Annotated in this window: 23 protein-coding genes; 12 read left to right on the top strand and 11 right to left on the bottom strand. The window is 71.5% G+C overall.

Annotation, left to right across the window (positions count from 1 at the left end):
• Positions 1-69: 69 nt before the first annotated feature.
• The 4 genes from ACTWJ9_RS26565 to ACTWJ9_RS26550 all read right to left on the bottom strand — a co-directional run bounded on the left by ACTWJ9_RS26565 (position 70) and on the right by ACTWJ9_RS26550 (position 2,573).
• Positions 70-588: a SixA phosphatase family protein gene (locus ACTWJ9_RS26565; RefSeq protein ID WP_279336796.1), complete on the bottom strand. Its 519-nt coding sequence runs from the start codon at positions 586-588 to the stop codon at positions 70-72.
• A gap of 64 nt (positions 589-652) precedes the next feature.
• Positions 653-859, bottom strand: coding sequence for a hypothetical protein (locus tag ACTWJ9_RS26560; RefSeq protein ID WP_279336795.1), 207 nt, complete (start codon positions 857-859; stop codon positions 653-655).
• Positions 860-1,036: 177 nt separating this feature from the next.
• Entirely contained in the window at positions 1,037-1,153 is a 117-nt protein-coding gene (locus ACTWJ9_RS26555; RefSeq protein ID WP_279336794.1) for an SGM_5486 family transporter-associated protein, read from the bottom strand.
• Between the two features lie 58 nt (positions 1,154-1,211).
• The gene (locus ACTWJ9_RS26550) at positions 1,212-2,573 is read right to left on the bottom strand and encodes a CynX/NimT family MFS transporter (protein WP_443294852.1); all 1,362 of its coding nucleotides are present in this window, start codon (positions 2,571-2,573) and stop codon (positions 1,212-1,214) included.
• 76 nt (positions 2,574-2,649) lie between these two features.
• Here ACTWJ9_RS26550 and ACTWJ9_RS26545 point away from each other — a divergent pair, with 76 nt between their 5' ends.
• Entirely contained in the window at positions 2,650-3,342 is a 693-nt protein-coding gene (locus ACTWJ9_RS26545; RefSeq protein ID WP_279336792.1) for a FadR/GntR family transcriptional regulator, read from the top strand.
• On the opposite strand, the gene ACTWJ9_RS26540 is transcribed toward ACTWJ9_RS26545, so the two are convergent.
• The 3 genes from ACTWJ9_RS26540 to fabG all read right to left on the bottom strand — a co-directional run bounded on the left by ACTWJ9_RS26540 (position 3,320) and on the right by fabG (position 5,422).
• Positions 3,320-3,709, bottom strand: coding sequence for a hypothetical protein (locus tag ACTWJ9_RS26540; protein WP_388701557.1), 390 nt, complete (start codon positions 3,707-3,709; stop codon positions 3,320-3,322). The two genes, ACTWJ9_RS26545 and ACTWJ9_RS26540, sit on opposite strands and share 23 nt — an antisense overlap.
• A 235-nt stretch (positions 3,710-3,944) precedes the next feature.
• On the bottom strand, positions 3,945-4,712 hold the full coding sequence (gene fabI / locus ACTWJ9_RS26535) for an enoyl-ACP reductase FabI (RefSeq protein ID WP_279336791.1): 768 nt from the start codon (positions 4,710-4,712) through the stop codon (positions 3,945-3,947).
• 5 nt (positions 4,713-4,717) lie between these two features.
• A complete protein-coding gene (gene fabG / locus ACTWJ9_RS26530; protein ID WP_279336790.1) occupies positions 4,718-5,422 on the bottom strand; it encodes a 3-oxoacyl-[acyl-carrier-protein] reductase in 705 nt (234 codons plus the stop codon).
• Positions 5,423-5,699: 277 nt separating this feature from the next.
• On the opposite strand from fabG, the gene ACTWJ9_RS26525 reads away from it, so the two are divergent.
• The 3 genes from ACTWJ9_RS26525 (at position 5,700) to tyrS (ending at position 9,973) form a co-directional block, all read left to right on the top strand.
• Positions 5,700-7,223, top strand: coding sequence for a TldD/PmbA family protein (locus ACTWJ9_RS26525; RefSeq protein WP_279336789.1), 1,524 nt, complete (start codon positions 5,700-5,702; stop codon positions 7,221-7,223).
• A complete protein-coding gene (locus ACTWJ9_RS26520) occupies positions 7,220-8,623 on the top strand; it encodes a metallopeptidase TldD-related protein (protein ID WP_279336788.1) in 1,404 nt (467 codons plus the stop codon). Before ACTWJ9_RS26525 ends, ACTWJ9_RS26520 begins: the two co-directional genes overlap by 4 nt.
• 81 nt (positions 8,624-8,704) lie before the next feature.
• Positions 8,705-9,973, top strand: a complete 1,269-nt coding sequence (gene tyrS, locus ACTWJ9_RS26515) for a tyrosine--tRNA ligase (RefSeq protein ID WP_279336787.1) — start codon at positions 8,705-8,707, stop codon at positions 9,971-9,973.
• 98 nt (positions 9,974-10,071) lie between these two features.
• Here the strand turns inward: tyrS and ACTWJ9_RS26510 are convergent, their stop codons facing one another.
• On the bottom strand, positions 10,072-10,350 hold the full coding sequence (locus tag ACTWJ9_RS26510) for a GlsB/YeaQ/YmgE family stress response membrane protein (RefSeq protein ID WP_279336786.1): 279 nt from the start codon (positions 10,348-10,350) through the stop codon (positions 10,072-10,074).
• Between the two features lie 265 nt (positions 10,351-10,615).
• Here ACTWJ9_RS26510 and ACTWJ9_RS26505 point away from each other — a divergent pair, with 265 nt between their 5' ends.
• Complete coding sequence (locus tag ACTWJ9_RS26505; protein WP_279336785.1) at positions 10,616-11,023, top strand: DUF3099 domain-containing protein; 408 nt, start codon at positions 10,616-10,618, stop codon at positions 11,021-11,023.
• A 264-nt stretch (positions 11,024-11,287) separates the two neighbouring features.
• Positions 11,288-11,512 (top strand): hypothetical protein, encoded by a 225-nt coding sequence (locus ACTWJ9_RS26500; RefSeq protein ID WP_109383225.1) that lies wholly within the window; start codon positions 11,288-11,290, stop codon positions 11,510-11,512.
• A gap of 89 nt (positions 11,513-11,601) precedes the next feature.
• On the opposite strand, the gene moaA is transcribed toward ACTWJ9_RS26500, so the two are convergent.
• From moaA to ACTWJ9_RS26485, 3 genes are all read right to left on the bottom strand, one after another.
• Entirely contained in the window at positions 11,602-12,591 is a 990-nt protein-coding gene (gene moaA / locus ACTWJ9_RS26495) for a GTP 3',8-cyclase MoaA (RefSeq protein WP_279336783.1), read from the bottom strand.
• Between the two features lie 162 nt (positions 12,592-12,753).
• Positions 12,754-14,382, bottom strand: coding sequence for a solute symporter family protein (locus tag ACTWJ9_RS26490; RefSeq protein ID WP_279336782.1), 1,629 nt, complete (start codon positions 14,380-14,382; stop codon positions 12,754-12,756).
• Entirely contained in the window at positions 14,379-14,738 is a 360-nt protein-coding gene (locus ACTWJ9_RS26485; protein ID WP_279336781.1) for a DUF485 domain-containing protein, read from the bottom strand. Before ACTWJ9_RS26485 ends, ACTWJ9_RS26490 begins: the two co-directional genes overlap by 4 nt.
• A 273-nt stretch (positions 14,739-15,011) precedes the next feature.
• On the opposite strand from ACTWJ9_RS26485, the gene ACTWJ9_RS26480 reads away from it, so the two are divergent.
• From ACTWJ9_RS26480 to ACTWJ9_RS26455, 6 genes are all read left to right on the top strand, one after another.
• Positions 15,012-16,547 (top strand): S8 family serine peptidase, encoded by a 1,536-nt coding sequence (locus tag ACTWJ9_RS26480; protein ID WP_279336780.1) that lies wholly within the window; start codon positions 15,012-15,014, stop codon positions 16,545-16,547.
• A gap of 201 nt (positions 16,548-16,748) precedes the next feature.
• On the top strand, positions 16,749-18,197 hold the full coding sequence (locus ACTWJ9_RS26475) for a CoA transferase (RefSeq protein ID WP_443294851.1): 1,449 nt from the start codon (positions 16,749-16,751) through the stop codon (positions 18,195-18,197).
• Between the two features lie 123 nt (positions 18,198-18,320).
• Positions 18,321-19,328: a CopD family protein gene (locus ACTWJ9_RS26470; protein WP_443294850.1), complete on the top strand. Its 1,008-nt coding sequence runs from the start codon at positions 18,321-18,323 to the stop codon at positions 19,326-19,328.
• A 71-nt stretch (positions 19,329-19,399) separates the two neighbouring features.
• Complete coding sequence (locus ACTWJ9_RS26465; RefSeq protein WP_279336777.1) at positions 19,400-20,386, top strand: DEDDh family exonuclease; 987 nt, start codon at positions 19,400-19,402, stop codon at positions 20,384-20,386.
• Between the two features lie 128 nt (positions 20,387-20,514).
• The gene (locus ACTWJ9_RS26460; protein WP_145870071.1) at positions 20,515-20,748 is read left to right on the top strand and encodes a hypothetical protein; all 234 of its coding nucleotides are present in this window, start codon (positions 20,515-20,517) and stop codon (positions 20,746-20,748) included.
• 50 nt (positions 20,749-20,798) lie between these two features.
• Complete coding sequence (locus tag ACTWJ9_RS26455; protein WP_279336776.1) at positions 20,799-21,602, top strand: SURF1 family cytochrome oxidase biogenesis protein; 804 nt, start codon at positions 20,799-20,801, stop codon at positions 21,600-21,602.
• The last annotated feature ends 41 nt before the right edge of the window (positions 21,603-21,643 follow it).

Below are 21,643 nucleotides of genomic sequence, written 5' to 3'. Positions count from 1 at the left end.
CATCCGGTTCACGGCGGTCCGGGGCCCGGCACCGGACCGGTGCCGGGCCCCGCTGTCATGGTGCGTGGGTCACTCGCTGGGTGCCCAGTAGTCGAGCAGGGTGGCGACCCCGGGCTCGAGGGACTTCCAGGAGCCGGTGAAGGACAGCACGGCGAAGGCGGCGGCGGGATAGCCGCGACGGCTCATCCGCTCCCCCGCGTCCCCCTCGGCCGCCCCGGAGAGGATCTCGGCTGCCCCCTGGACGCCGGGATTGTGGCCGACCAGAAGCACGTTCTGCGCGTCGTCGGGGGTTTCGTTCAGCAGGGTGATCAGCTCACCGGGCGAGGCCTCGTAGATCCGCTCCTCGTAGACCGTCTTCGGGCGCTGTGGGAACTCGTGCACCGCGAGTTTCCACGTCTCCCGGGTCCTGGTCGAGGTGGAGCAGAGGGCCAGATCGAACGCGATGGCGGAGTCGACGAGCTTGCGTCCGGCGACTGCGGCGTCCATCCTGCCGCGCTCGGCGAGCGGGCGCTCGTGGTCGGTCACCGGTGGCCAGTCGGCCTTCGCATGCCGGAAAAGGACAATCCTGCGGGGTTCTGCGACGCTCATGTGCCCCAGCTTCGCATGAAACAGGCCACAGGGCGCAGGGAGTTGGCGGCCGCTTCCGGGGTGTTCAGCGGGTGATGAGCTGCTGAGCGCGCTCGAGGAGGTGGGTGATGCCTGGCTCGGCGGTCGTCGCGTGCGCGTCGGCGGGATCCAGGATCAGCGCGAGCAGCGTGACGAAGGCGAGCGTGGGCAGGGCGAGGGCCCACCACGGCAGCCGGCTGTCGGCGCCGCCCCGGAGAACCGGGCGGGGCCGGGTGTGGGTGCGCGCCGACATGAGGGTCTCCGCTCTTCGAGTGTTCCGTGCCGCCTCTCGCGGCCACATCTCGAAGGTATGTACTCCTCGGTCCTCAACCCATCCGGTGAGCCACCCACTTGCCCCTGAGCCTGGCCCCCTAGGGGACAGGGGGGCCAGCACCACCACGGACCCCGGGCAGGGCCGGTGCCGGGGGTGTCACGGCGCGAGGATGGTCGCGATCACACCGATGACGATGAAGATGGCGAAGAAGGCTCCGAAGACGAGCAGCAGCTTCTTCTGGCCGTTCTGCGGGTTCGGGTCGAGGACTGGCATGGGGCAAGTCTCGCACCCGCCGGCCCCGCGGCGCGCTCCGGGGTCGGGCCGGGCGGGCTCAGCGGGCCGCCGCCTCGTCCTCCACCGTGCGGTCACGGCCCGCCAGGACCCCGGCGATCGTCTGCGGGATCATCAGGCCGGCCAGGAGCGCGAGCGGCAGGCCCCAGCCCCCGCTGTGCTGGTAGAGCACGCCCACCAGGAGGGGTCCCGGGATGGAGATCAGATAGCCGGTGCTCTGGGCGAAGGCCGACAGCTTGGCCACGCCCGCGCCGGACCGGGCCCGCATCCCGACCATGGTGAGCGCGAGGGGGAAGGCACAGTTGGCGATGCCCAGCAACAGCACCCAGACCAGGGCGCCGGCGGCCGGTGCGAAGTACAGACCGGCGTAGCCGACCAGGCCGCTCACGCCGAGCACGAGCACGATCGGACCCTGCCGGGGCAGGCGCGTGGCGAGGCGCGGGATGACGAAGGCGAGCGGCACGCCCATCACCATGATGAAGGCGAGCAGCAGTCCGGCCGTGCTCGCGGGCACGCCCGCGTCCCGGAAGATCTGTGGCATCCAGCCCATGGTGATGTAGGCGACGGTCGCCTGGAGTCCGAAGAAGACGGCCAGCGCCCAGGCGGTCCGGCTGCGGGTGATGCGCACCTCGGGCGCGGGCGCGCCTGCCGGCGACGGCCCGCCGGGCGCGGGGGTCCGCTCGGCCGGTGGTGCGCCCCGCTTCCCCGTGAACGGGATCCAGGGCAGTACGGCGGCCACGGCGAGCGCCGCCCACAGGGCGAGTCCCGACCGCCAGTTCCCGCCCAGTGCCTCGGTCAGCGGCACGGTCACCGCGGCGGCCGCGGCCGTGCCCAGGGCGAGGGCCATGGAGTACAGGCCGGTCATGGAGCCGACCCGGTCCGGGAACCACTGCTTGACGATGACCGGCATCAGGACGTTGCTGACGGCGATGCCCATGAGCGCGAGGGCGCTGGCGGCCAGGAAGCCCGCCGTGCCTCCCGTGAACGGGCGTATCAGCAGGCCCGCGCCGATGGCGACCATGCCGGCGCACACCACCGCACCCGCTCCGAAACGGCGGGCCAGCCGCGGGGCGGTGACGCCGAAGACGGCGAAGCACAGCGGGGGCACGGAGGTGAGCAGCCCGGCCACGCTGCCGCTCATGGCGAGGTCGGTCCGGACCTCCTCGAGCAGCGGGCCGAGGCTGGTGATGGCGGGGCGCAGGTTCAGCGCCGCCAGCACGATGCCGACGACGAGCAGCCGGATCGTCCACGCACGCGCGGCGGTACCCCCGGTTTCCGGATCTCCGCCCTTCCCGGCCTCGGGCTCCCGGGGTTCGGTCTCCCGGGGTTCGGACGGAGCCGCCGTGCGTGCGGTCGTGGACGTGAACGTCCGGAGTTCCTCACCAGCCATGAGGTACATCATAGAATCATGGGATGATTGGCTGTCCATGCCGAGGTTGCCGCCCGGCATCGGCGCCCCTGCCGTGCAGAGGTGTGTCATGCCCCTGAACCATCCCCGTCGTTCCGCGCTGTCCGAGCAGGTCATCGCCGCTCTGCGCGCCCAGATCACCTCGGGCGAGTGGCCGGTCGGCTCCCGCATCCCGACCGAGCCGGAGCTGGTCGAACAGCTCGGGGTGGCGCGCAACACGGTCCGCGAGGCCGTGCGCGCGCTGGCGCACAACGGGCTGCTCGACATCCGTCAGGGCTCGGGCACCTATGTCGTCACCACGAGCGAGCTGGCCGGGGTGATGCAGCGCCGCTTCGCCGACGCCGACCCCGGGCACATCGCGGAACTGCGCTCCGCCCTGGAGTCGTCCGCGGCGCGGCTGGCCGCCGGGCGGCGCACCGAGAAGGACCTCACACAGCTCGACACCCTGCTGCTGCGCCGTGAGGAGGCCTGGGAGTCGGGTGCGGCGGAGCAGTTCGTGGCGGCGGACACGACGTTCCACCTGGCCGTCGTGGCGGCGTCGCACAACGACGTGCTGACCGAGCTGTACGCGGACCTGAGCGAGGTGCTGCGGGACTGGCTGCGCGACGACGTCGGCCAGGAGCTGACCCCGAAGGCGCACCTGGACCACTCGCGGCTGCTGGAGGCGATCCGCGCGGGCGACGCGACGAGGGCGGCCGAGGAGGCCGCCGCCCACTCGCCGGCGTGCCGTCCGGGGCGGTTCAGGCAGCCTTCCGGTGGTTGATCCACACGGCCCGGACCTCCTTCCAGCAGCGGCCGGTCAGCCGCACGGTCTGTGCGGGTCCGGCGGCCACCGGGGCGCTGTCGCTGTCGAGGTCCCACCAGGGGAGGCACTCGATGTGCAGGCTCACGTGATCGGTGTCCGGATAGGGGTTGTGGCAGTACGCGGTGACCCGGGAGCCGTCGACCCCGATCCGGCAGGCGGCTCCGAACGGATCGTCGGACCCCGCGCCGTCGGACCCGGCGCCGGCCGACTGCACACGCGCGGGCGACATGGTCTCGTACGGCATCGCCTCGTACGCCAGGACGGGCACGAGGGCGATGCCGACGGCGATGGTGAAGGTCACTGAGGCCAGGCGGTGAAAGCGCACAAGGGGGACCTCCTCGGCCGTGCTGGGAGGGAGATCGAGCGGGGATCAGGCAGGGATCACGCGGACACCGCGTGCTCACAGTGACCTGTTGCTCCTGACCTGTTGCTCAACAGTGCCCCGACGACACCGCGCACCGCCCGCGCTGCTGAGCCGAACGGGTGACGCGGCGAGGGCCCGCACCCTTCCTGGGAAGGGTGCGGGCCCTCGTCTGCTGCTTCGGCCGGACCGGCGGCGCTCAGGCGCCGATGGCGTGCAGACCGCCGTCCACGTGGACGATCTCGCCGGTGGTCTTCGGGAACCAGTCGCTCAGCAGGGCGACGGCGCCGCGGCCGGCCGGCTCCGGGTCCTTCAGGTCCCACTCCAGCGGGGCCCGGGTGTCCCACACGGAGGCCAGCTCGCTGAAGCCCGGGATGGACTTGGCGGCCATGGAACCGATCGGGCCCGCCGAGATCAGGTTGCAGCGGACGTTCTGCTTGCCCAGGTCACGCGCCACGTAGCGGCTGGTCGCCTCCAGGGCGGCCTTGGCCGGTCCCATCCAGTCGTACTGCGGCCAGGCGTACTGCGCGTCGAAGGTGAAGCCGACGACGGAACCGCCGTTCGGCATCAGCGGCAGGCAGGCCATGGTCAGCGACTTCAGGGAGAACGCCGAGACGTGCATGGCCGTGGAGACCGACTCGAACGGCGTGTTGAGGAAGTTGCCGCCGAGCGCGTCCTGCGGCGCGAAGCCGATGGAGTGCACGACGCCGTCGAGGCCGCCGAGCTCCTCGCCCACGACGTCCGCGAGGCGGCCCAGGTGCTCGTCGTTGGTCACGTCGAGCTCGATGACCTTGGCGGGCTTGGGGAGCTTCCTGGCGATGCGCTCGGTCAGGGTGGGCCGCGGGAACGCGGTCAGGATGATCTCGGCGCCCTGCTCCTGGGCCAGCTTGGCCGTGTGGAAGGCGATGGAGGACTCCATCAGCACACCGGTGATCAGGACGCGCTTGCCCTCGAGAATTCCGCTCATGTCGTTCAGTGACCCATTCCCAGTCCGCCGTCAACGGGAATGACGGCTCCAGTGATGTACGAGGCGTCGTCCGAGGCGAGGAACCGCACGGCCGCGGCGATCTCCTCCGACCGCGCGTACCGGGCGAGCGGTACCTGCGCGAGGATCTTCGCCTGCTGCTCCTCGGTGAGCTCCCGGGTCATGTCGGTGTCGACGAAGCCGGGGGCGACGACGTTGAAGGTGATGTTGCGCGAGCCCAGCTCACGGGCGAGGGAGCGCGCGAAGCCGACCAGCGCGGCCTTGGAGGCGGCGTAGTTCGCCTGCCCGGCGGAACCGAGGAGCCCGACGACCGACGAGATGAGCACGACGCGGCCCTTCTTGGCCCGCAGCATGCCCCGGTTGGCTCGCTTGACGACACGGAAGGTGCCGGTGAGGTTGGTGTCGACGACGGACGTGAAGTCCTCCTCCGACATCCGCATCAGCAGCTGGTCCTTGTTGATGCCGGCGTTGGCGACCAGCACCTCGACGGGACCGTGCGCTTCCTCGATCTCCTTGTAGGCCTGCTCCACCTGCTCGCTGTCGGTGATGTCGCACTTGACGGCGAGGAAGCCCGTGGGGGGCTCGCCCGAGCGGTACGTGATCGCGACCTTGTCACCGGCGTCGGCGAACGCGCGGGCGATGGCGAGGCCGATCCCCCGGTTACCTCCGGTGACGAGAACCGAGCGACTCAACGGATCACCCTTTCGATAGCGGTCTGGAGCCCCTGCACACGGCAGGCGCCTTCCCCGAAAACCTATCGGTCCATCCGCTTCCCGGAGCGATCGGGCACCGACAGTGACACCGGGTCGCCACTGTTGGATCCCTACAGTCGACGGGCTCGCGGACTCCCTCGGATCCGACCGCCGTCCCGGGAGCGTGCTGTCGGCTCTGCTGCATTGCAGGGGTCTGCGCGCGTGATTCACTGCCTTCGACGGTCCGTCAGCGAGCGCCCGAAGGGAACCCCCACTCGTGCCCCATGAAGTCGATCAGTCGTTTCTGGCGTTGCCGCTGCGCGCCCTCGCCGATGCCGCGCTGGCGCGGGCGCGGGCGCTCGGGGCGGAGCACGCGGACTTCCGTCTGGAGCGGGTGCGCAGCGCGTCCTGGCGGCTGCGGGACGCCAAGCCGGCCGGGTCGTCGGACACCACCGACCTCGGGTACGCGGTGCGCGTGGTGCACGGCGGGACGTGGGGGTTCGCCTCCGGGGTGGACCTCACCCTCGACGCCGCCGCCAAGGTCGCCTCGCAGGCCGTGGCGATGGCGCAGCTGTCGGCGCAGGTGATCCGGGCGGCCGGGTCCAAGGAGAGGGTGGAGCTGGCCGACGAGCCCGTGTACGCCGACCGGACGTGGGTGTCGTCGTACGAGGTCGATCCGTTCGCCGTGCCCGACGTGGAGAAGGCCGGGCTGCTGGGCGAGTGGAGCGCGCGGCTGCTGGCGGCGCGCGGGGTGGACCATGTGGACGCCTCGCTGCTGACCGTGCACGAGAACAAGTTCTACGCCGATACGGCCGGGACCACGACCACCCAGCAGCGGGTGCGGCTGCACCCGGTGTTCACGGCCGTGTCGGTGGACGACTCGAGCGGGGAGTTCGACTCCATGCGGACGCTCGCACCGCCGGTGGGCCGCGGCTGGGAGTACCTGAGGGGCACCGGCTGGGACTGGGACGACGAGCTGGAGCGGATGCCCGAGCTGCTCGCCGAGAAGATGCGCGCGCCGAGCGTGGAACCGGGGTTGTACGACCTGGTCGTCGACCCGTCCAACCTGTGGCTGACCATCCACGAGTCCATCGGGCACGCCACCGAGCTGGACCGGGCCCTCGGCTACGAGGCGGCCTACGCGGGCACCTCGTTCGCCACCTTCGACCAGCTGGGGAAGCTGAAGTACGGCTCGGAGCTGATGAACGTCACGGGCGACCGCACCGCCGAGCACGGCCTGGCGACGGTGGGCTACGACGACGAGGGGGTCGCGGCGCAGTCCTGGGACCTGGTGAGGGACGGCACGCTGGTCGGCTACCAGCTGGACCGGCGGATCGCGAGGCTGACCGGGTTCGAGCGGTCCAACGGGTGCGCGTTCGCGGACTCCCCCGGGCATGTGCCGGTGCAGCGGATGGCGAACGTGTCGTTGCGGCCCGACCCCGCCGGGATGTCGACCGAGGATCTGATCGGGGGCGTGGAGCGGGGCATCTACGTCGTCGGTGACCGGTCGTGGAGCATCGACATGCAGCGGTACAACTTCCAGTTCACCGGGCAGCGTTTCTTCCGGATCGAGAACGGGCGGCTCGCCGGGCAGCTGCGGGATGTCGCCTACCAGGCGACGACCACCGACTTCTGGGGTTCCATGACGGCGGTCGGCGGTCCGCAGACGTACGTCCTCGGGGGCGCCTTCAACTGCGGCAAGGCCCAGCCGGGGCAGGTCGCGGCGGTCTCGCACGGTTGTCCGTCCGCCCTCTTCAGGGGAGTCGGCATTCTCAACACCACTCAGGAGGCGGGTCGATGAGCGCTCGTAGCACCAAGTCGCACGAACTGGTCGAGCGTGCTCTGAAGCTGTCCCGGGCCGACGGCTGTGTCGTGATCGCCGACGAGCAGTCGACCGCCAATCTGCGCTGGGCGGGCAACTCGCTCACCACGAACGGTGTCACCCGCGGGCGCACGCTCACCGTCATCGCGACGGTGGACGGCCGGGAGGGCACGGCGTCCGGCGTCGTGTCCCGGTCCGCGGTGACCGTCGACGAGCTGGAGCCCCTGGTGCGCGCCGCCGAGGCCGCCGCGCGGGGCGCCGGGCCGGCCGAGGACGCCCAGCCGCTGGTCACGGGGACGGTCGAGTCCCCCGATTTCGCCGAGGCTCCCGCAGAGACCTCCTCCGCCGTGTTCGCCGACTTCGCACCGGCCCTCGGTGAGGCGTTCGCCCGCGCGCGCGGGGGCGGCCGGGAGCTGTACGGCTTCGCCCACCACGAGCTGGTCTCCAGCTACCTCGGTACGTCCACGGGGCTGCGGCTGCGGCACGACCAGCCGAGCGGGACGCTGGAGCTGAACGCCAAGTCGCCGGACCGTACCCGCTCGGCGTGGGCGGGCCGTGCCACGCGGGACTTCAAGGACGTCGACCCGGGGGCGCTCGACGCCGAGCTGGCCGTGCGGCTGGGCTGGGCCCAGCGGCGGCTCGAGCTGCCCGCGGGCCGGTACGAGACGCTACTGCCGCCGACCGCCGTCGCGGACCTGCTGATCTACCAGCTGTGGTCGGCCTCGGGCCGGGACGCGGCCGAGGGCCGCACGGTGTTCTCCAAGCCGGGCGGCGGCACCCGGATCGGTGAGCGGCTGTCCGGGCTGCCGCTGACCCTGCGCAGCGATCCGGACGAGCCGGGTCTGGAGTCGGCGCCCTTCGTGATCGCCCACTCCTCCGGGGGCGACCAGTCGGTGTTCGACAACGGGCTGCCGCTGACGGCCACGGAGTGGATCCGCGAGGGCGAGCTGACGCGTCTGACCACCAGCCGGCACGGCGCGGACCTGACCGGGCTGCCCGTGGCGCCGGCGATCGACAACCTGGTCCTCGACGGGGGTGAGGACCGCTCCCTGGAGGAGATGGTCGCCGCCACAGGCCATCATGGACCCTGTCTGCTGCTGACCTGCCTGTGGTACATCCGCGAGGTGGATCCGGCGACGCTGCTGCTCACCGGTCTGACCCGGGACGGTGTCTACCTCGTCGAGAACGGCGAGGTCATCGGTGAGGTCAACAACTTCCGGTTCAACGAGTCGCCGGTGGACGTACTGGGCCGTGCCACGGAGGCGGGACGTACGGAGAGGACGCTGCCCCGGGAGTGGGGCGACTGGTTCACCAGGGCCGCGATGCCGCCGCTGCGCGTCCCCGATTTCAATATGAGTTCTGTCAGCCAGGGCGTATAACCTCGTAGGCGTTCGCCCTCGGCGGTCACCCGACCGGCCGAGGTTCGGCGAACCGCAGATCACCGAGGAGACACGAGAACCGTGACGGACATCGTCGACGAGCTGAAGTGGCGCGGGCTGTTCGCCCAGTCCACCGACGAGGACGCTTTGCGCAAGGCGCTCGCGGACGGTCCCGTCACGTTCTATTGCGGCTTCGACCCGACCGCCCCGTCCCTGCACGTGGGGCACCTGGTGCAGGTGCTCACCCTGCGCCGGCTCCAGCAGGCCGGTCACCGGCCGCTGGCGCTGGTCGGCGGGGCCACGGGCCAGATCGGCGACCCCCGCCCGACCGCCGAGCGCACGCTGAACGCGCCGACGACCGTCGCCGGCTGGGTCGAGCGGCTGCGCGGCCAGATCGAGCCCTTCCTGACCTTCGAGGGCGAGAACGCGGCCACGATGGTCAACAACCTCGACTGGACGCAGAACCTCTCCGCCATCGAGTTCCTGCGGGACATCGGCAAGCACTTCCGCGTCAACAAGATGCTGACCAAGGACTCGGTCGCCCGGCGTCTGGAGTCCTCCGAGGGCATCAGCTACACGGAGTTCAGCTACCAGCTGCTCCAGGCGATGGACTTCCTCCAGCTGTACCGGCACCACGGCTGCACGATGCAGCAGGGCGGCAGCGACCAGTGGGGCAACCTCACGGCGGGGCTGGACCTGATCCACCGTCTTGAGCCGGACGCCGCCGTCCACGCCTACGCCACGCCGCTGATGACGAAGGCGGACGGCACCAAGTTCGGCAAGACCGAGGGCGGCGCCGTCTGGCTCGACCCGGAGATGACCACGCCGTACGCGTTCTACCAGTTCTGGCTGAACACGGACGACCGGGACATCTCGGGCTACCTGCGGATCCTGTCCTTCAGGTCCCGCGAGGAGCTGGAGGAGCTGGAGCGGCAGACGGCGGAGCGTCCGCAGGCCCGTGCCGCCCAGCGCGCCCTGGCCGAGGAGCTGACGACCCTGGTGCACGGTGCCGGCCAGACGGCCGCCGTGATCGCCGCCTCGAAGGCGCTGTTCGGCCAGGGTGAGCTGGCGGAGCTGGACGACCGCACGCTGGCGGCGGCCCTCTCCGAGGTGCCGCACGTCGAGGTGACCGAGCTCGGTCCGGTCGTCGACCTGTTCGCCGAGGTGGGCCTGGTGGCGAGCAAGTCGGCCGCGCGGCGCACGGTCAAGGAGGGTGGTGCCTACGTGAACAACGTCAAGGTCACCGCCGAGGACACCGTCCCCGCGAAGGAGGACCTGCTGCACGGGCGCTGGCTGGTGCTGCGCCGGGGCAAGAAGAACCTGGCGGCGGTGGAGGTCACGGCCGTCTGAGCCGCTGGAACGTCCGGGTGTCCGGCGGCCACGTCCGAGGGGGCGGACAACCTCGCAGGACGCCGGGTGCCCGGACGGCACCTCGTGGGGCCCGTGCGTCAGACCCGCTGCTGTTTGCGGCCCCGCATCTGCATGTAGAGCATGTCGACGAAGAAGACGATGATGATCGCCGCGACCAGCTGGAAGATGTGCCGGCCCCAGTCGATGCCCGGGGTCTCCGCGATACCGAAGCCGCGCGCGATCGCGTTGCCCGCGATGGCGCCGAGGATGCCGCAGATGGTGGTCAGCCACAGTGGGCTGTGCTGCTTGCCGGGGATGATCGCCTTGGCGATCAGGCCGAGCACGAATCCCACGATGATCGCCCACAACCAGCCCATGACTGCCTCCTGGTACGCCTAGACGCGAGCATTACGGCCAGTTTCGGCCCGGACCCGTGACGCCGCATGTCGGGCGTGCCGTACGGGCTCGGGCGGGGTGGACGGACGGGGGACGGCGGACGGATCCGCGGACCACCCGGGCGCCCCGCTCTCGTGGGCGGCAGGGGCGCGGCGTAACGTGGTCCTCGTGCGGGCCCGGTGCCCCGGCCGGTCACGAGACGGCCAGGGGCGGGAAAAGTCCGATACGGGCGGATGGTGGAATGTGATGCGGAAGCAGCACGGCGGCAGCGTCCAGGTGTTCCGGATCACCGGCGCCAGGGCGGGCCTCCAGGACGATGTGCGTGCGCGGCAGCGCCGGTATGTGATCTCGATGACCGTCCGTACGATCTCGGTCATCCTCGCGGCGTCGCTCTGGAACGTGGAACGGCACGTGGCGATCGTGGCGCTGGTCCTCGGCATGCTGCTGCCGTACATCGCGGTGGTGATCGCCAACGCCGGGCGCGAGAACGTGCCGTCGCTGCCGTCGACCTACCTGTCGACGCAGATGCGGCCGATGATCGAGCCGTCGGCGACGGACGACGACACGGCGGAACCGGGGGCGGAGGACGCGGCGCCCGAACCCGCTCCCGAGCCCACGCCCGGCGCACGAACGGAGCGGCCCGGGCCGTCATGACCTTCGGACCATGGCCATGACCGGCCGGAACCGGAAGTCGCTTCCCCGCCAAGCTCAAGAAAAGCTCAGATCAATCATGTTGTTCCGGTGCCGGGGGCAGGGTGACCCGTGACATACTTCGTACGCGCTCCGCATCCCCCGTCGGAGCGACAGACCGACGCCGGGCAGCTCCCCCCGTGGCTGCTCGGCGTCGCCTTTGTTCCGGGTGTGACAGGCGCTTCCGCCCGTTGCCGCTGAGCCGGTCGGGTTAGGGTCGGCGGTGTGATGGACCCTGATCCCGAGACGCCGATCTGTTCCGCCAAGGGCTGCCGTGCCGCCGCCGTGTGGGTGCTCGCCTGGAACAACCCGAAGATCCACACGCCGGAGCGCCGTAAGACCTGGCTCGCGTGTGAGGAGCACCGGGAGCATCTGTCGCAGTTCCTCGGCGTACGCGGGTTCCTGAAGGACGTGGTGCGCTTCGAGGAGTGGCGGGCGCCCGAAGAGGCGTAGTCCCGAACCCTGCCCCGGCCTCCGGGCCCGGCCCTCAGGCCCTGGCTCTCGGCCCCTCGGTTCTCGGCCCTTCGGCCGCTTCAGCCGCTTCAGCCGCCGATGGCGGACATCGGGCGGTCGGGCTGCACGAACGCCGGGTCGTCGAGACCGGCGCCCGCCTTCTTGCCCCACATGGCCAGCCGCCAGATCCGGGCGATCTCCTCGTCGGGCGCGTCGGAGCGCAGGGCCGCGCGCAGGTCCGTCTCCTCGGTCGCGAACAGGCAGGTGCGGATCTGCCCGTCGGCGGTGAGCCGGGTGCGGTCGCAGGCCGCGCAGAACGGGCGGGTGACGGAGGCGATGACGCCGACGCGGTGCGGGCCGCCGTCGACCAGCCAGCGCTCGGCCGGGGCGGAGCCGCGGGCCTCCTCGCCCTCGGGGGTCAGCTCGAAGCGGGTGCGCAGGGAGGCGAGGATGTCGCCGGCGGTGATCATGCCGTCGCGCTTCCAGCCGTGCTGGGCGTCCAGGGGCATCTGCTCGATGAAGCGCAGCTCGTAGCCGTGGTCCACGGCCCAGGCCAGCAGGTCGGGGGCCTCGTCGTCGTTGAGTCCCGGCATCAGGACCGAGTTGACCTTCACCGGGGTCAGTCCGGCCTCACGGGCCGCGTACAGGCCGTCGATGACGTCCTGGTGGCGGTTGCGGCGGGTGAGGGTCTTGAAGACGTCCGGACGGAGCGTGTCGAGGGAGACGTTGACCCGGTCCAGGCCCGCCTCCTTCAGGGCCGCCGCGGTGCGCCCGAGGCCGATGCCGTTGGTGGTGAGGGAGGTCCGGGGGCGGGGTTCCAGGGCCGCGACCCGCTCGACGATGCCGACCAGGCCGGGGCGGAGCAGGGGCTCACCGCCGGTGAAGCGGACCTCCTCGACACCGAGGGAGGTGACGGCGATGTCGATGAGGCGGACGATCTCGTCGTCCGTGAGCAGGTCGGGCTTGGCCAGCCACTGCAGGCCCTCCTCGGGCATGCAGTAGGTGCACCGCAGATTGCACCGGTCGGTCAGTGACACCCGCAGGTCGGTTGCCACGCGGCCGTACGTGTCGATGAGCACGTGGGCCCCTCCCTCGACTCGGATCACGCGTACTCCGGCTGTCTGCGAGCCTACGCGACGGCACCGACAAGCACAGCGGTCAGAGGCGACGAACGTACGGCGGCCGCGTCGTACGGACCTCCGGGAGAGGTCCGTACGACGCGGCCCGGCCGCCGGTGCGGGTCAGTGGGCGCCGGCGCCGGTCAGCGACCGGACCTCCAGCTCCGCGTACTTCTTGGCGTCCGGTTCCTCCTTGGACAGGACGGTGCCCAGCCAGCCCATCAGGAAACCGAACGGGATGGAGATGAGTCCCGGGTTCTTCAGCGGGAACCAGGAGAAGTCGACGTCGGGGAACATCGCGGTCGGGTCGCCGGAGACCACGGGCGAGAACAGCACCAGGCCGACGGCGACGATGAGACCGCCGTAGATCGACCACAGGGCGCCCTGGGTGGTGAACCGCTTCCAGAACAGGCTGTAGAGGATCGTCGGCAGGTTGGCGGACGCGGCGACCGCGAAGGCCAGCGCGACCAGACCGGCCACGTTCAGGTCGCGGGCGAGGGCGCCGAGCGCGATGGAGACGACACCGATGAGGACGGTCGCCCAGCGGGCCGCCCGCATCTCCTCCTTCTCCGTGGCCTTCCCCTTGCGGATGACGTTGGCGTAGATGTCGTGCGCGAAGGAGGAGGACGAGGCGAGGGTGAGGCCGGCCACCACGGCGAGGATCGTGGCGAAGGCGACCGCCGAGATGGTGGCGAGCAGGATCGCGCCCCAGGTCGAGTCGATGCCGCCCAGGTGCAGGGCGAGCAGCGGCGCGGCCGTGTTGCCGGACGGGTTGGACTCGATGATCTCGGTGCGCGAGATGAGGGCTGCGGCGCCGAAGCCGAGGGCGATGGTCATCAGGTAGAAGCCGCCGATGATGCCGATGGCCCAGTTCACGGACTTACGGGCGGCCTTGGCGTTGGGCACCGTGTAGAAGCGGATCAGGATGTGCGGCAGGCCGGCGGTGCCGAGCACCAGGGCGATGCCGAGGGAGATGAAGTCCAGCTTGGTGGTGCCGTTCGCGCCGTACTGCAGGCCGGGCTCCAGGAAGGCCGCGCCCGCGCCGCTGTTCTCGGCGGCCTTGCCCAGCAGGTCGGAGATGTTGAAGTTGAACTTCAGCAGCACCAGGAAGGTGATCAGGATGGTGCCGCCGATGAGCAGCACGGCCTTGATCATCTGCACCCAGGTGGTGCCCTTCATGCCGCCGATGGAGACGTAGACGATCATCAGGACGCCGACGAGGGCGACGATGAGGATCTTGCCGGCGTCGGAGGTGATGCCGAGCAGCAGCGAGACGAGGACGCCGGCGCCCGCCATCTGGGCCAGCAGGTAGAAGATCGACACCACGATGGTGGAGGTGCCGGCCGCGGTGCGCACGGGCCGTTGGCGCATGCGGTAGGCGAGGACGTCGCCCATCGTGTAGCGGCCGGAGTTCCGCAGCGGCTCGGCGACCAGCAGGAGGGCGACCAGCCAGGCGACCAGGAAGCCGATGGAGTACAGGAAGCCGTCGTAGCCGAAGAGGGCGATGGCGCCGGCGATGCCGAGGAAGGACGCGGCCGACATGTAGTCGCCGGAGACCGCGAGTCCGTTCTGGAAGGCGCTGAACTGCCGTCCGCCCGCGTAGAAGTCGGCGGCGTCCTTGGTCTGCCGGCCCGCCCAGACGGTGATGCCGAGGGTCGCGACGACGAACAGCGCGAACAGCGTGATGATCAGTGCGCGGTGTTCGCTCGCCTCGTTCGCGGCAAGGGTGACATGGGTGATCGCGGGGCTCATGCGCCGCCCTCCATACGGGTCTTGATGGCCTCGGCCTTGGGGTCGAGGTTGGTGGCGGCGTGCCGGGAGTACAGCCACGCGATGAGGAACGTGGTGACGAACTGCAGGACACCGAAGACGAGGGCGACGTTGATGTTGCCGAACAGCTCCGTGCCCATGAAGCCGCCCGCGTAGTTCGAGAGCAGCACGTACAGCAGGTACCAGAGGATGAAGCCGACGGTCAGGGGGAAGGCGAAGGAGCGGTGGGAGCGGCGCAGTTCACCGAACTCAGCGCTCTCCTGCACCGCGGTGAACTCCTCGGGTGTGGGGAGTTTGTGTTCCTCTGCTGCTGAGGGGGATGGTGCTTCGGCGGCCACGGAGTCTCCTCGCGTTGCGGGTGCGGTTACAACGGAACGACGGGAACGGGGGCGAGTGTCCTCGCGCTCCCTGCACAACGTCACGGCGCCACGCGAGCGCCGGTTCAACGGTCCGCGCTTTCTTTTCGGGGGACGTTTTCCGAAGTCGTTACGGCAAAACGTTGTTGCTCACGGAGGGCACGGGATAACTTCGCCCTGCACCACCCGTCATGTCCCTGCCCGAGCACCACCTGTGCCTCGGGCGGTTTTGTTTCCGGATGATGTGGAGATCCCATGGCTCATCTGCGTTCCAGACGCCGTCTCGCCCTCGCCGTGCCTGTCGCGCTGTCCCTGACCGTCTCGCTCGGCTTCCTGCCGGTGGCGGCCTCGGCGGCACCGCAGGCGGTGCCGGCGGCGAAGCAGGCGACGGACGCGCCCGCCTTGGCGTACGTCGTCAACACCAAGGCGGACCACCGCACCATCGCGTCGGTGAAGAAGGCGATCGCCGCGGCCGGCGGGACCGTCGTGGTCACGCACGACAAGATCGGTGTGATCGTCGTCCACTCGGCGAACCCGGACTTCGGCCAGGAGATCCGCGCCGCGCGGGGAGTGCAGTCCGCCGGGGCCACCCGTACCGCGCCGCTGGCTCCGGCCGGGACGACCGACGTGGGTGCCGCCGACCGCATGACGGCCGCCGAGGCCGCGCGGACGAAGGCCGCCTCGGACAAGGTTCCCGGCAGCGAGCCCCTCGAGGCCGACCAGTGGGACCTGCGGGCGATCGGCGCCGACAAGGCCGCGCGGATCAACCCCGGCAGCCGGAAGGTGACCGTCGCCGTGATCGACACCGGCGTCGACGACACCCACCCCGACCTCGCACCGAACTTCTCCGCCGCCCAGTCGGCCAACTGCGTCGGCGGCACGGCGGACACCAGCGAGGGGGCCTGGCGTCCGTACACGGACGAGGACTACCACGGCACTCATGTGGCCGGTGAGATCGCCGCGGCCCGCAACGGCATCGGGGTCGCCGGTGTCGCGCCCGGTGTGAAGGTGTCCAGCATCAAGGTGAGCGACCCGGACAACGGTCTCTTCTACCCGGAGAACGTCGTCTGCGCCTTCGTGTTCGCCGCCGACCACGGCGTCGAGATCACCAACAACAGCTACTACGTGGACCCTTGGCTGTACAACTGCACGGACGACCCCGACCAGAAGGCGATCGTCGACGCGGTCAACCGGGCCCAGCTGTACGCCCAGAAGAAGGGCACCCTGCACGTCGCCTCGGCCGGCAACTCCAACCACGACCTGGCCTCGGACGCGATCGACGACGCCTCCAGCCCGAACGACACCACGCCGGTCGAGCGCACCATCGACCCCTCCGAGTGCCTGGACCTGCCGACCCAGCTGCCGGGTGTGGTCACGGTCAGCGCGACCGGTGTGCACGACGCCAAGTCGTTCTACTCCACGTACGGCAACCGCGTGGTGGACGTCGCGGCACCGGGCGGCGACAGCCGCTACCAGCTGCCGGACACGCCGTCGAAGAACGGCCGCATCCTGTCCACGATGCCGAACAACCAGTACGGCTTCCTCCAGGGCACCTCGATGGCCGCACCGCACGCCGCCGGGGTGGCCGCGCTGCTGAAGTCCAAGCACCCGTGGGCGACCCCGGCCGCGCTGCAGGCGCTGCTGAAGGCACAGGCAGACAACCCGGGCTGCCCGGCCTCCTACGACCAGGACGGCGACGGAGTGCAGGACGCGACGTGCGAGGGCGGCAAGCGGATCAACGGCTTCTACGGCTTCGGCATCGTCGACGCGCTGGACGCGGTGAAGCGATAGGCGAAGCAGGAGCAGGAGCAGCGGTAGTAGTACCGCGCGGTCGTACCGCGTGATCTGTGAGAGGGGAAGGGCCGGGCGATCCGCCCGGCCCTTCCGGTGTGCTGAGTTCCCGCGGGTGGATCGTGGGCGGGGCGTCGGCGGGTGCCCGAGTGTGATGACCGGCTCACGCCGCGGGGGCCGCCGGTGCGGCACAGTGCACCCATGACCGACACCGAATCCCCCGTCGGCCTCGCGGCCGTGTGGTCCTCGCTCGGCGGCGATCCCGCCCTCCTCACGCGTGTGTCGACCGTCGAGCGGCCCGAAGTCCTTCCCGCGCGGCTGCCGGTACGGGAGCTGGCGCGCGCCTGTGTGGGCGCGTGCGCGCTGGCCGCGGCCGAACTGGGCACGCGGCGGGCGGCCCGCACGCCCTCGGGACGCACTCCTGCGGGGCGTCCCGGAGTCTTTGGGACGCCCGCGGTGCGGGTGGACGACGGAGCGGTGGCCGCGGCGTTCGTCAGCGAACGGCATCTGCTGGTCGACGGGCGGGCCCCGGTGGCCTTCGCGCCGCTGTCGCGTTTCTGGCGCACGGCCGACGGCTGGGTGCGCACACACGCCAACTACCCCCACCACCGGGCCCGGTTGCTCGCCGCGCTGGGGACGCCCGAGGACCCGCGGGTGGTGGCGGCGGCGCTCGCCGAGCGGTCGGCCGTCGAGGTCGAGGAGGCCGTGCACGCCGCCGGGGGACTCGCCGTCGCGCTGCGGACGCCCGCGCGGTGGGCGGCGCACGAGCAGGCCGCGGCGGTGGCGGAGCGTCCGCTGGTGGAGCGCGGGCGGCTGGACACCGCACCCGCGCGCGTGCTCACCCCCGTGGACCGCGATCCGCTGCTGCCGGCGGCGGGGCTGCGGGTGCTGGATCTGACGCGGGTCGTCGCGGGGCCGGTCGCCACCCGCACGCTGGCCCTGCTCGGCGCGGACGTGCTGCGCCTGGACTCCCCCGGGCTGCCCGAACTCCCCGACCAGCACACCGACACGGGGTTCGGGAAGCGCTCGGCCCTGCTGGATCTGACGGTCGGCCGGGATGCCTTCGAGGAGCTGCTCTCGGCCGCGGACGTGGTGGTCACCGGGTACCGGCCAGGGACCCTGGACCGCCTCGGGCTGAGCCCCGAGGCACTGGCCGAGCGCCGTCCCGGGGTGGTCGTGGCGCAGTTGTCGGCGTGGGGTGCGTACGGGCCGTGGGGCGACCGGCGCGGCTTCGACAGCCTGGTGCAGGCGGCCACGGGGATCGCGGCGAGCGAGGGTTCACCGGAGCGGCCGGGGGCACTCCCGGCGCAGGCCCTCGACCACGGCACGGGATATCTGCTGGCGGGGGCGGTGCTGCGGGCGCTGACCGAGCAGGCGGACGAGGGGGGCGGCCGGTTCGTGCGGCTGGCGCTGGCGCGGACGGCGGGCCTGCTGCTGGAAGGAGCGGCCCACACGGGTGGGCCGGCCGAAGGCTCGGCGGCCGCTCTGGCCCCGGTCGCGGGCGGGTCCGCCGACGCCTGGCTCACGGAGGCGGACAGTGCGCGGGGCAGGCTGCGGTACGTCCGGCCCGCGGTGTCGTTCGCCGGAGGGCCCCGTGACTGGGCCCGGCCGCCCGGACCGTGGGGGGCGGACACCGCGCGGTGGGGATGACGGGCCGGGGCCGGCGGGCCGCACGGGTACGGCCGGGGCGTTGAATCCGACCTTGGCGCGAATTGTCCCCGGCCCCCTCGTCGCACGCTTGCCCGTTCTGTGAGTGCTTGTGAAGATCCTGGGGTGACTCTGACAAATCCCAGGCCCGGGGCGGCTGGTGCGCACAGGGGTGCGCGGCGTTCCGGCACCGGCCCGGCCGTCGCCGTACTCGTCCTGGTGGCGCTGGCTGCGCTGATACCTTTCCTCGGCCCGTCCCCCGCCCTGCGCGGAACCGGTGAGGCCCCGGCGCCCGGTACCGGCGGCATAGCCCTGCTGCGGACGGTGCTGTTCGCGGCGCTGGCGATACCCGTCGGCGAACTGTTCGTGAAGCGGCTCCTGCGTTCCGTGCCCGACGCTCCCCCGGCCGTGCCCCGCAGCTGGTCCACCGCCGCGAACACCGTCGGCTTCGCGGCCGCCCTCGGACTCGCCTCCGTCGTGGCCACCGGCAACCTGATCCCCGAGAGCCTCGCCGCCGTCGACGTGGGCGGCCTGTACGACTCCCGGGACGGCAAGCTGGCCCTCCTGGAGGTCAACGCGTTCCTCCTCGCGGCCCTGTGCGCCGCCTCCGGCCGGCCGGGCACACAGGCCTGGCCGCTGACCGCGATCATCGTCGCCGAGGCCCTGCGCGCGCACCCGAAGACCGAGTACACCCCGCTGCTCGGCTCCGGCCTGACACTGATTCACCTGACCTGCGCCTCGCTCTGGGTGGGCGGCCTGCTGTACGCGCTGCGCACCATGCGGGCGTGGCGGGAATCGGAGGCGGGGGGCGTGCTGCTGGGGCTGTACGCGCGCGTGGCGGCCGTCCTGCTGGCCGCCATCACCGCGACCGGGGTGTTCAGTTCACTGCGCCGGATGCCGCCGGGGACGATCCTGGAGCAGTTGACGGACACCGCGTACGGGCGCGTCCTGCTCGCGAAGGTGATCCTGATGGCCGGTGTCGCGGCCCTCGCCCTGTGGGCCCGGGTCCGGCTGGCCCGCGCGGCCGATCCGCTGAGCGCCCGCGGCCCCGCGTGGGCGGAGGCCTCCCTGCTGGCCCTGGTGGTGGCGGTGTCGGGCCTCCTGACGGCGCTTCCGGTACCGATCCGCTGGTGAGACCGGGCGGCGGGGCCCGCACGGCACCTGGCGGGCAGGGCTGTCAGTCGCGGCCCGTATCCTCATGAACCATGCTCGAAGACCTCACGACCGCAGCATCCTCCGCCATCGCCTGGCCGGCCTCGTACCCGCAGGGGTACGCGGTCGTCGACGTGGAGACCACGGGACTCGCCCGGGACGACCGCATCGTCTCCGCGGGCGTCTACCGGCTGGACGCGCGCGGTGAGGTCGAGGACCACTGGTACACGGTGGTCGATCCGCAGCGGGACCCCGGTCCGGTGTGGATCCACGGCCTGACGAGCGAGGCCCTCGAAGGGGCGCCCCTCTTCGGTGACATCGCCGAAGAGTTCGCCACCCGGCTGGAGGGGCGGGTGCTCGTCGCGCACAACGCCGTCTTCGACTGGCAGATGATCGCCCGCGAGTACGCCCGCGCCGGCGCGCAGGCACCGGTGAAGCAGCGGTTGTGCACGATCGTCCTCTCCAAGGAGCTCCGGCTGCCGCTGCCCAATCACAAGCTGGAGTCGCTCGCCGCGCATTTCGGTGTGGTGCAGCAGCGCGCGCACCACGCGCTGGACGACGCGCGGGTGCTCGCGGAGGTGTTCCGGCCCAGCCTGCGGGCCGCGGCGGTGGGCGGGGTGCGGCTGCCGCTGCACGAGTGCCTGCCGCTGACGGAGTGGACCGACCGGCCCCGGGCCGGCCGGCAGGCCGGGTACGGCGGCGACCACCGGTCCACCGGCTGGCGCCCCTCCCGCAAGCGGCCCGCCTGCCCCTACCCCAACCCGGGGCGGTACCAGCCGGGCGAGCCGCTCAGGCAGGGCATGCGGGTCGCGTTCTCCGGTGACACCTCCGTGGAGCGGGACCTGCTGGAGGACCGGGCGACCGAGGCCGGGCTGCACGTCGCCACCAGCCTGTCCCGGCTGACCAGCCTCCTCGTCACCAATGATCCGGACTCGGGCACGTCCAAGGTGGTCAAGGCCCGGCAGTACGGCACCCCGGTCGTGGACGAGGCGGCCTTCGGCCAGCTGCTCGGTGACGTCGCCCCCGCGTCGGAGGGCTGACCGCGCCGACGGCCGGCGGGGCGCCGTCCGCCCGCCGGGTCCAAAGGACCGTACGGACGGGTGATTGCCGGACGACTCGCCCGCCGCCCGCTCGCCCGTACCGGACCGGTGGGCCCACCCTGTGGCGCATGGCGACATGCGAAGTGTGCGGCAACAGTTACGGAATGACCTTCGAGGTGCACGCGCAGGGCGCGGTGCACGTCTTCGACTGCTTCTCCTGTGCGATCCACCGGATGGCCCCGATCTGCGAGCACTGCCGGGTGCAGATCATCGGCCAGGGCGTGGAGGCCGAGGGCCACTGGTACTGCGGCGCCCACTGCGCCCGCGCGGAGGGAAGGGCGGGCATCGTCGACCGGGTGTGAGGACGCACCCGCCTGAATACACCCCATGGCCCTGGTTGTACGGTCGTGGGGTGTACCGCTTCCTGTTGTCCCGCCAGTGGGTGATCCTCACCTTTCTGGCACTCGTGCTCATCCCGACGATGGTCGAGCTGGGCTTCTGGCAGTTGCACCGTCATGAGCGCCGGGTCGCCCTGAACCAGGTGATCGCCAACTCCCTGGCGGCCGAGCCGGTGCCCGCCAGGTCCCTGACCTCGCCCGGAGCGAAGGTCGAGCACGAGCACCTGTACCGCAGGGTGACGGCGAAGGGGAGCTTCGACACCGCCGACGAGGTCGTCGTGCGCCGCCGTACCAACGCGGACGACGAGGTCGGCTACCACGTGCTGACCCCGTTCGTCCTCGAGGACGGCAGGATCCTGCTGGTCAACCGGGGCTGGGTGCCCTCGGACGGCCCGAGCCAGAGCGCGTTCCCGGAGATCCCCCCGCCGCCCGAGGGCGAGATCACCGTCACCGGGCGGCTGATGCAGGACCAGACGACCGAGGACAGCGGCATCAAGAACCTCGAGGGCCTGCCCGACCGGCAGATCATGCTGATCAACAGCGAGCTGGAGGCCGAGCGGCTCGGCAGGGAGGTCCTCGGCGGCTACGTCGACCTGACGGAGCCCGGACCGGGCGGTGACACCCCGCAGCTGATCGCCGAACCCGTGCACGACGAGATCGGCCCGCACATGGCGTACGCCGTCCAGTGGTGGCTGTTCGCCGCGGGCGTCCCCGTCGGCTGGGTGGTCCTGGTCCGCCGCGAGGTACGGGAGCGGGCGGAGCAGGCGGCTGCCGGGACGGCGGACGCGGCGGAGACCGGCCAGCCCGCGGCTGTCTAGAGCACGCTCGGCGCCGCCCCTGATTGCCGCCCCCGGCGGCC

The sequence above is a fragment of the Streptomyces sp. GDS52 genome (assembly GCF_052246875.1).
GTDB classification, from domain to species: domain Bacteria; phylum Actinomycetota; class Actinomycetes; order Streptomycetales; family Streptomycetaceae; genus Streptomyces; species Streptomyces cathayae.
This window is presented reverse-complemented; position numbering and strand designations above follow the sequence as displayed.

What these genes read in the sequence shown, in the direction of transcription:
- ACTWJ9_RS26565 (WP_279336796.1), bottom strand. Translation starts at nt 588, where the DNA reads ATGAGCGTCGCAGAACCCCGCAGGATTGTCCTTTTCCGGCATGCGAAG.
- ACTWJ9_RS26560 (WP_279336795.1), bottom strand. Translation starts at nt 859, where the DNA reads ATGTCGGCGCGCACCCACACCCGGCCCCGCCCGGTTCTCCGGGGCGGC.
- ACTWJ9_RS26555 (WP_279336794.1), bottom strand. Translation starts at nt 1,153, where the DNA reads ATGCCAGTCCTCGACCCGAACCCGCAGAACGGCCAGAAGAAGCTGCTG.
- ACTWJ9_RS26550 (WP_443294852.1), bottom strand. Translation starts at nt 2,573, where the DNA reads ATGATGTACCTCATGGCTGGTGAGGAACTCCGGACGTTCACGTCCACG.
- ACTWJ9_RS26545 (WP_279336792.1), top strand. Translation starts at nt 2,650, where the DNA reads ATGCCCCTGAACCATCCCCGTCGTTCCGCGCTGTCCGAGCAGGTCATC.
- fabI (WP_279336791.1), bottom strand. Translation starts at nt 4,712, where the DNA reads ATGAGCGGAATTCTCGAGGGCAAGCGCGTCCTGATCACCGGTGTGCTG.
- ACTWJ9_RS26520 (WP_279336788.1), top strand. Translation starts at nt 7,220, where the DNA reads ATGAGCGCTCGTAGCACCAAGTCGCACGAACTGGTCGAGCGTGCTCTG.
- ACTWJ9_RS26510 (WP_279336786.1), bottom strand. Translation starts at nt 10,350, where the DNA reads ATGGGCTGGTTGTGGGCGATCATCGTGGGATTCGTGCTCGGCCTGATC.
- ACTWJ9_RS26505 (WP_279336785.1), top strand. Translation starts at nt 10,616, where the DNA reads ATGCGGAAGCAGCACGGCGGCAGCGTCCAGGTGTTCCGGATCACCGGC.
- ACTWJ9_RS26500 (WP_109383225.1), top strand. Translation starts at nt 11,288, where the DNA reads ATGGACCCTGATCCCGAGACGCCGATCTGTTCCGCCAAGGGCTGCCGT.
- ACTWJ9_RS26490 (WP_279336782.1), bottom strand. Translation starts at nt 14,382, where the DNA reads ATGAGCCCCGCGATCACCCATGTCACCCTTGCCGCGAACGAGGCGAGC.
- ACTWJ9_RS26480 (WP_279336780.1), top strand. Translation starts at nt 15,012, where the DNA reads ATGGCTCATCTGCGTTCCAGACGCCGTCTCGCCCTCGCCGTGCCTGTC.
- ACTWJ9_RS26475 (WP_443294851.1), top strand. Translation starts at nt 16,749, where the DNA reads ATGACCGACACCGAATCCCCCGTCGGCCTCGCGGCCGTGTGGTCCTCG.
- ACTWJ9_RS26465 (WP_279336777.1), top strand. Translation starts at nt 19,400, where the DNA reads ATGCTCGAAGACCTCACGACCGCAGCATCCTCCGCCATCGCCTGGCCG.
- ACTWJ9_RS26460 (WP_145870071.1), top strand. Translation starts at nt 20,515, where the DNA reads ATGGCGACATGCGAAGTGTGCGGCAACAGTTACGGAATGACCTTCGAG.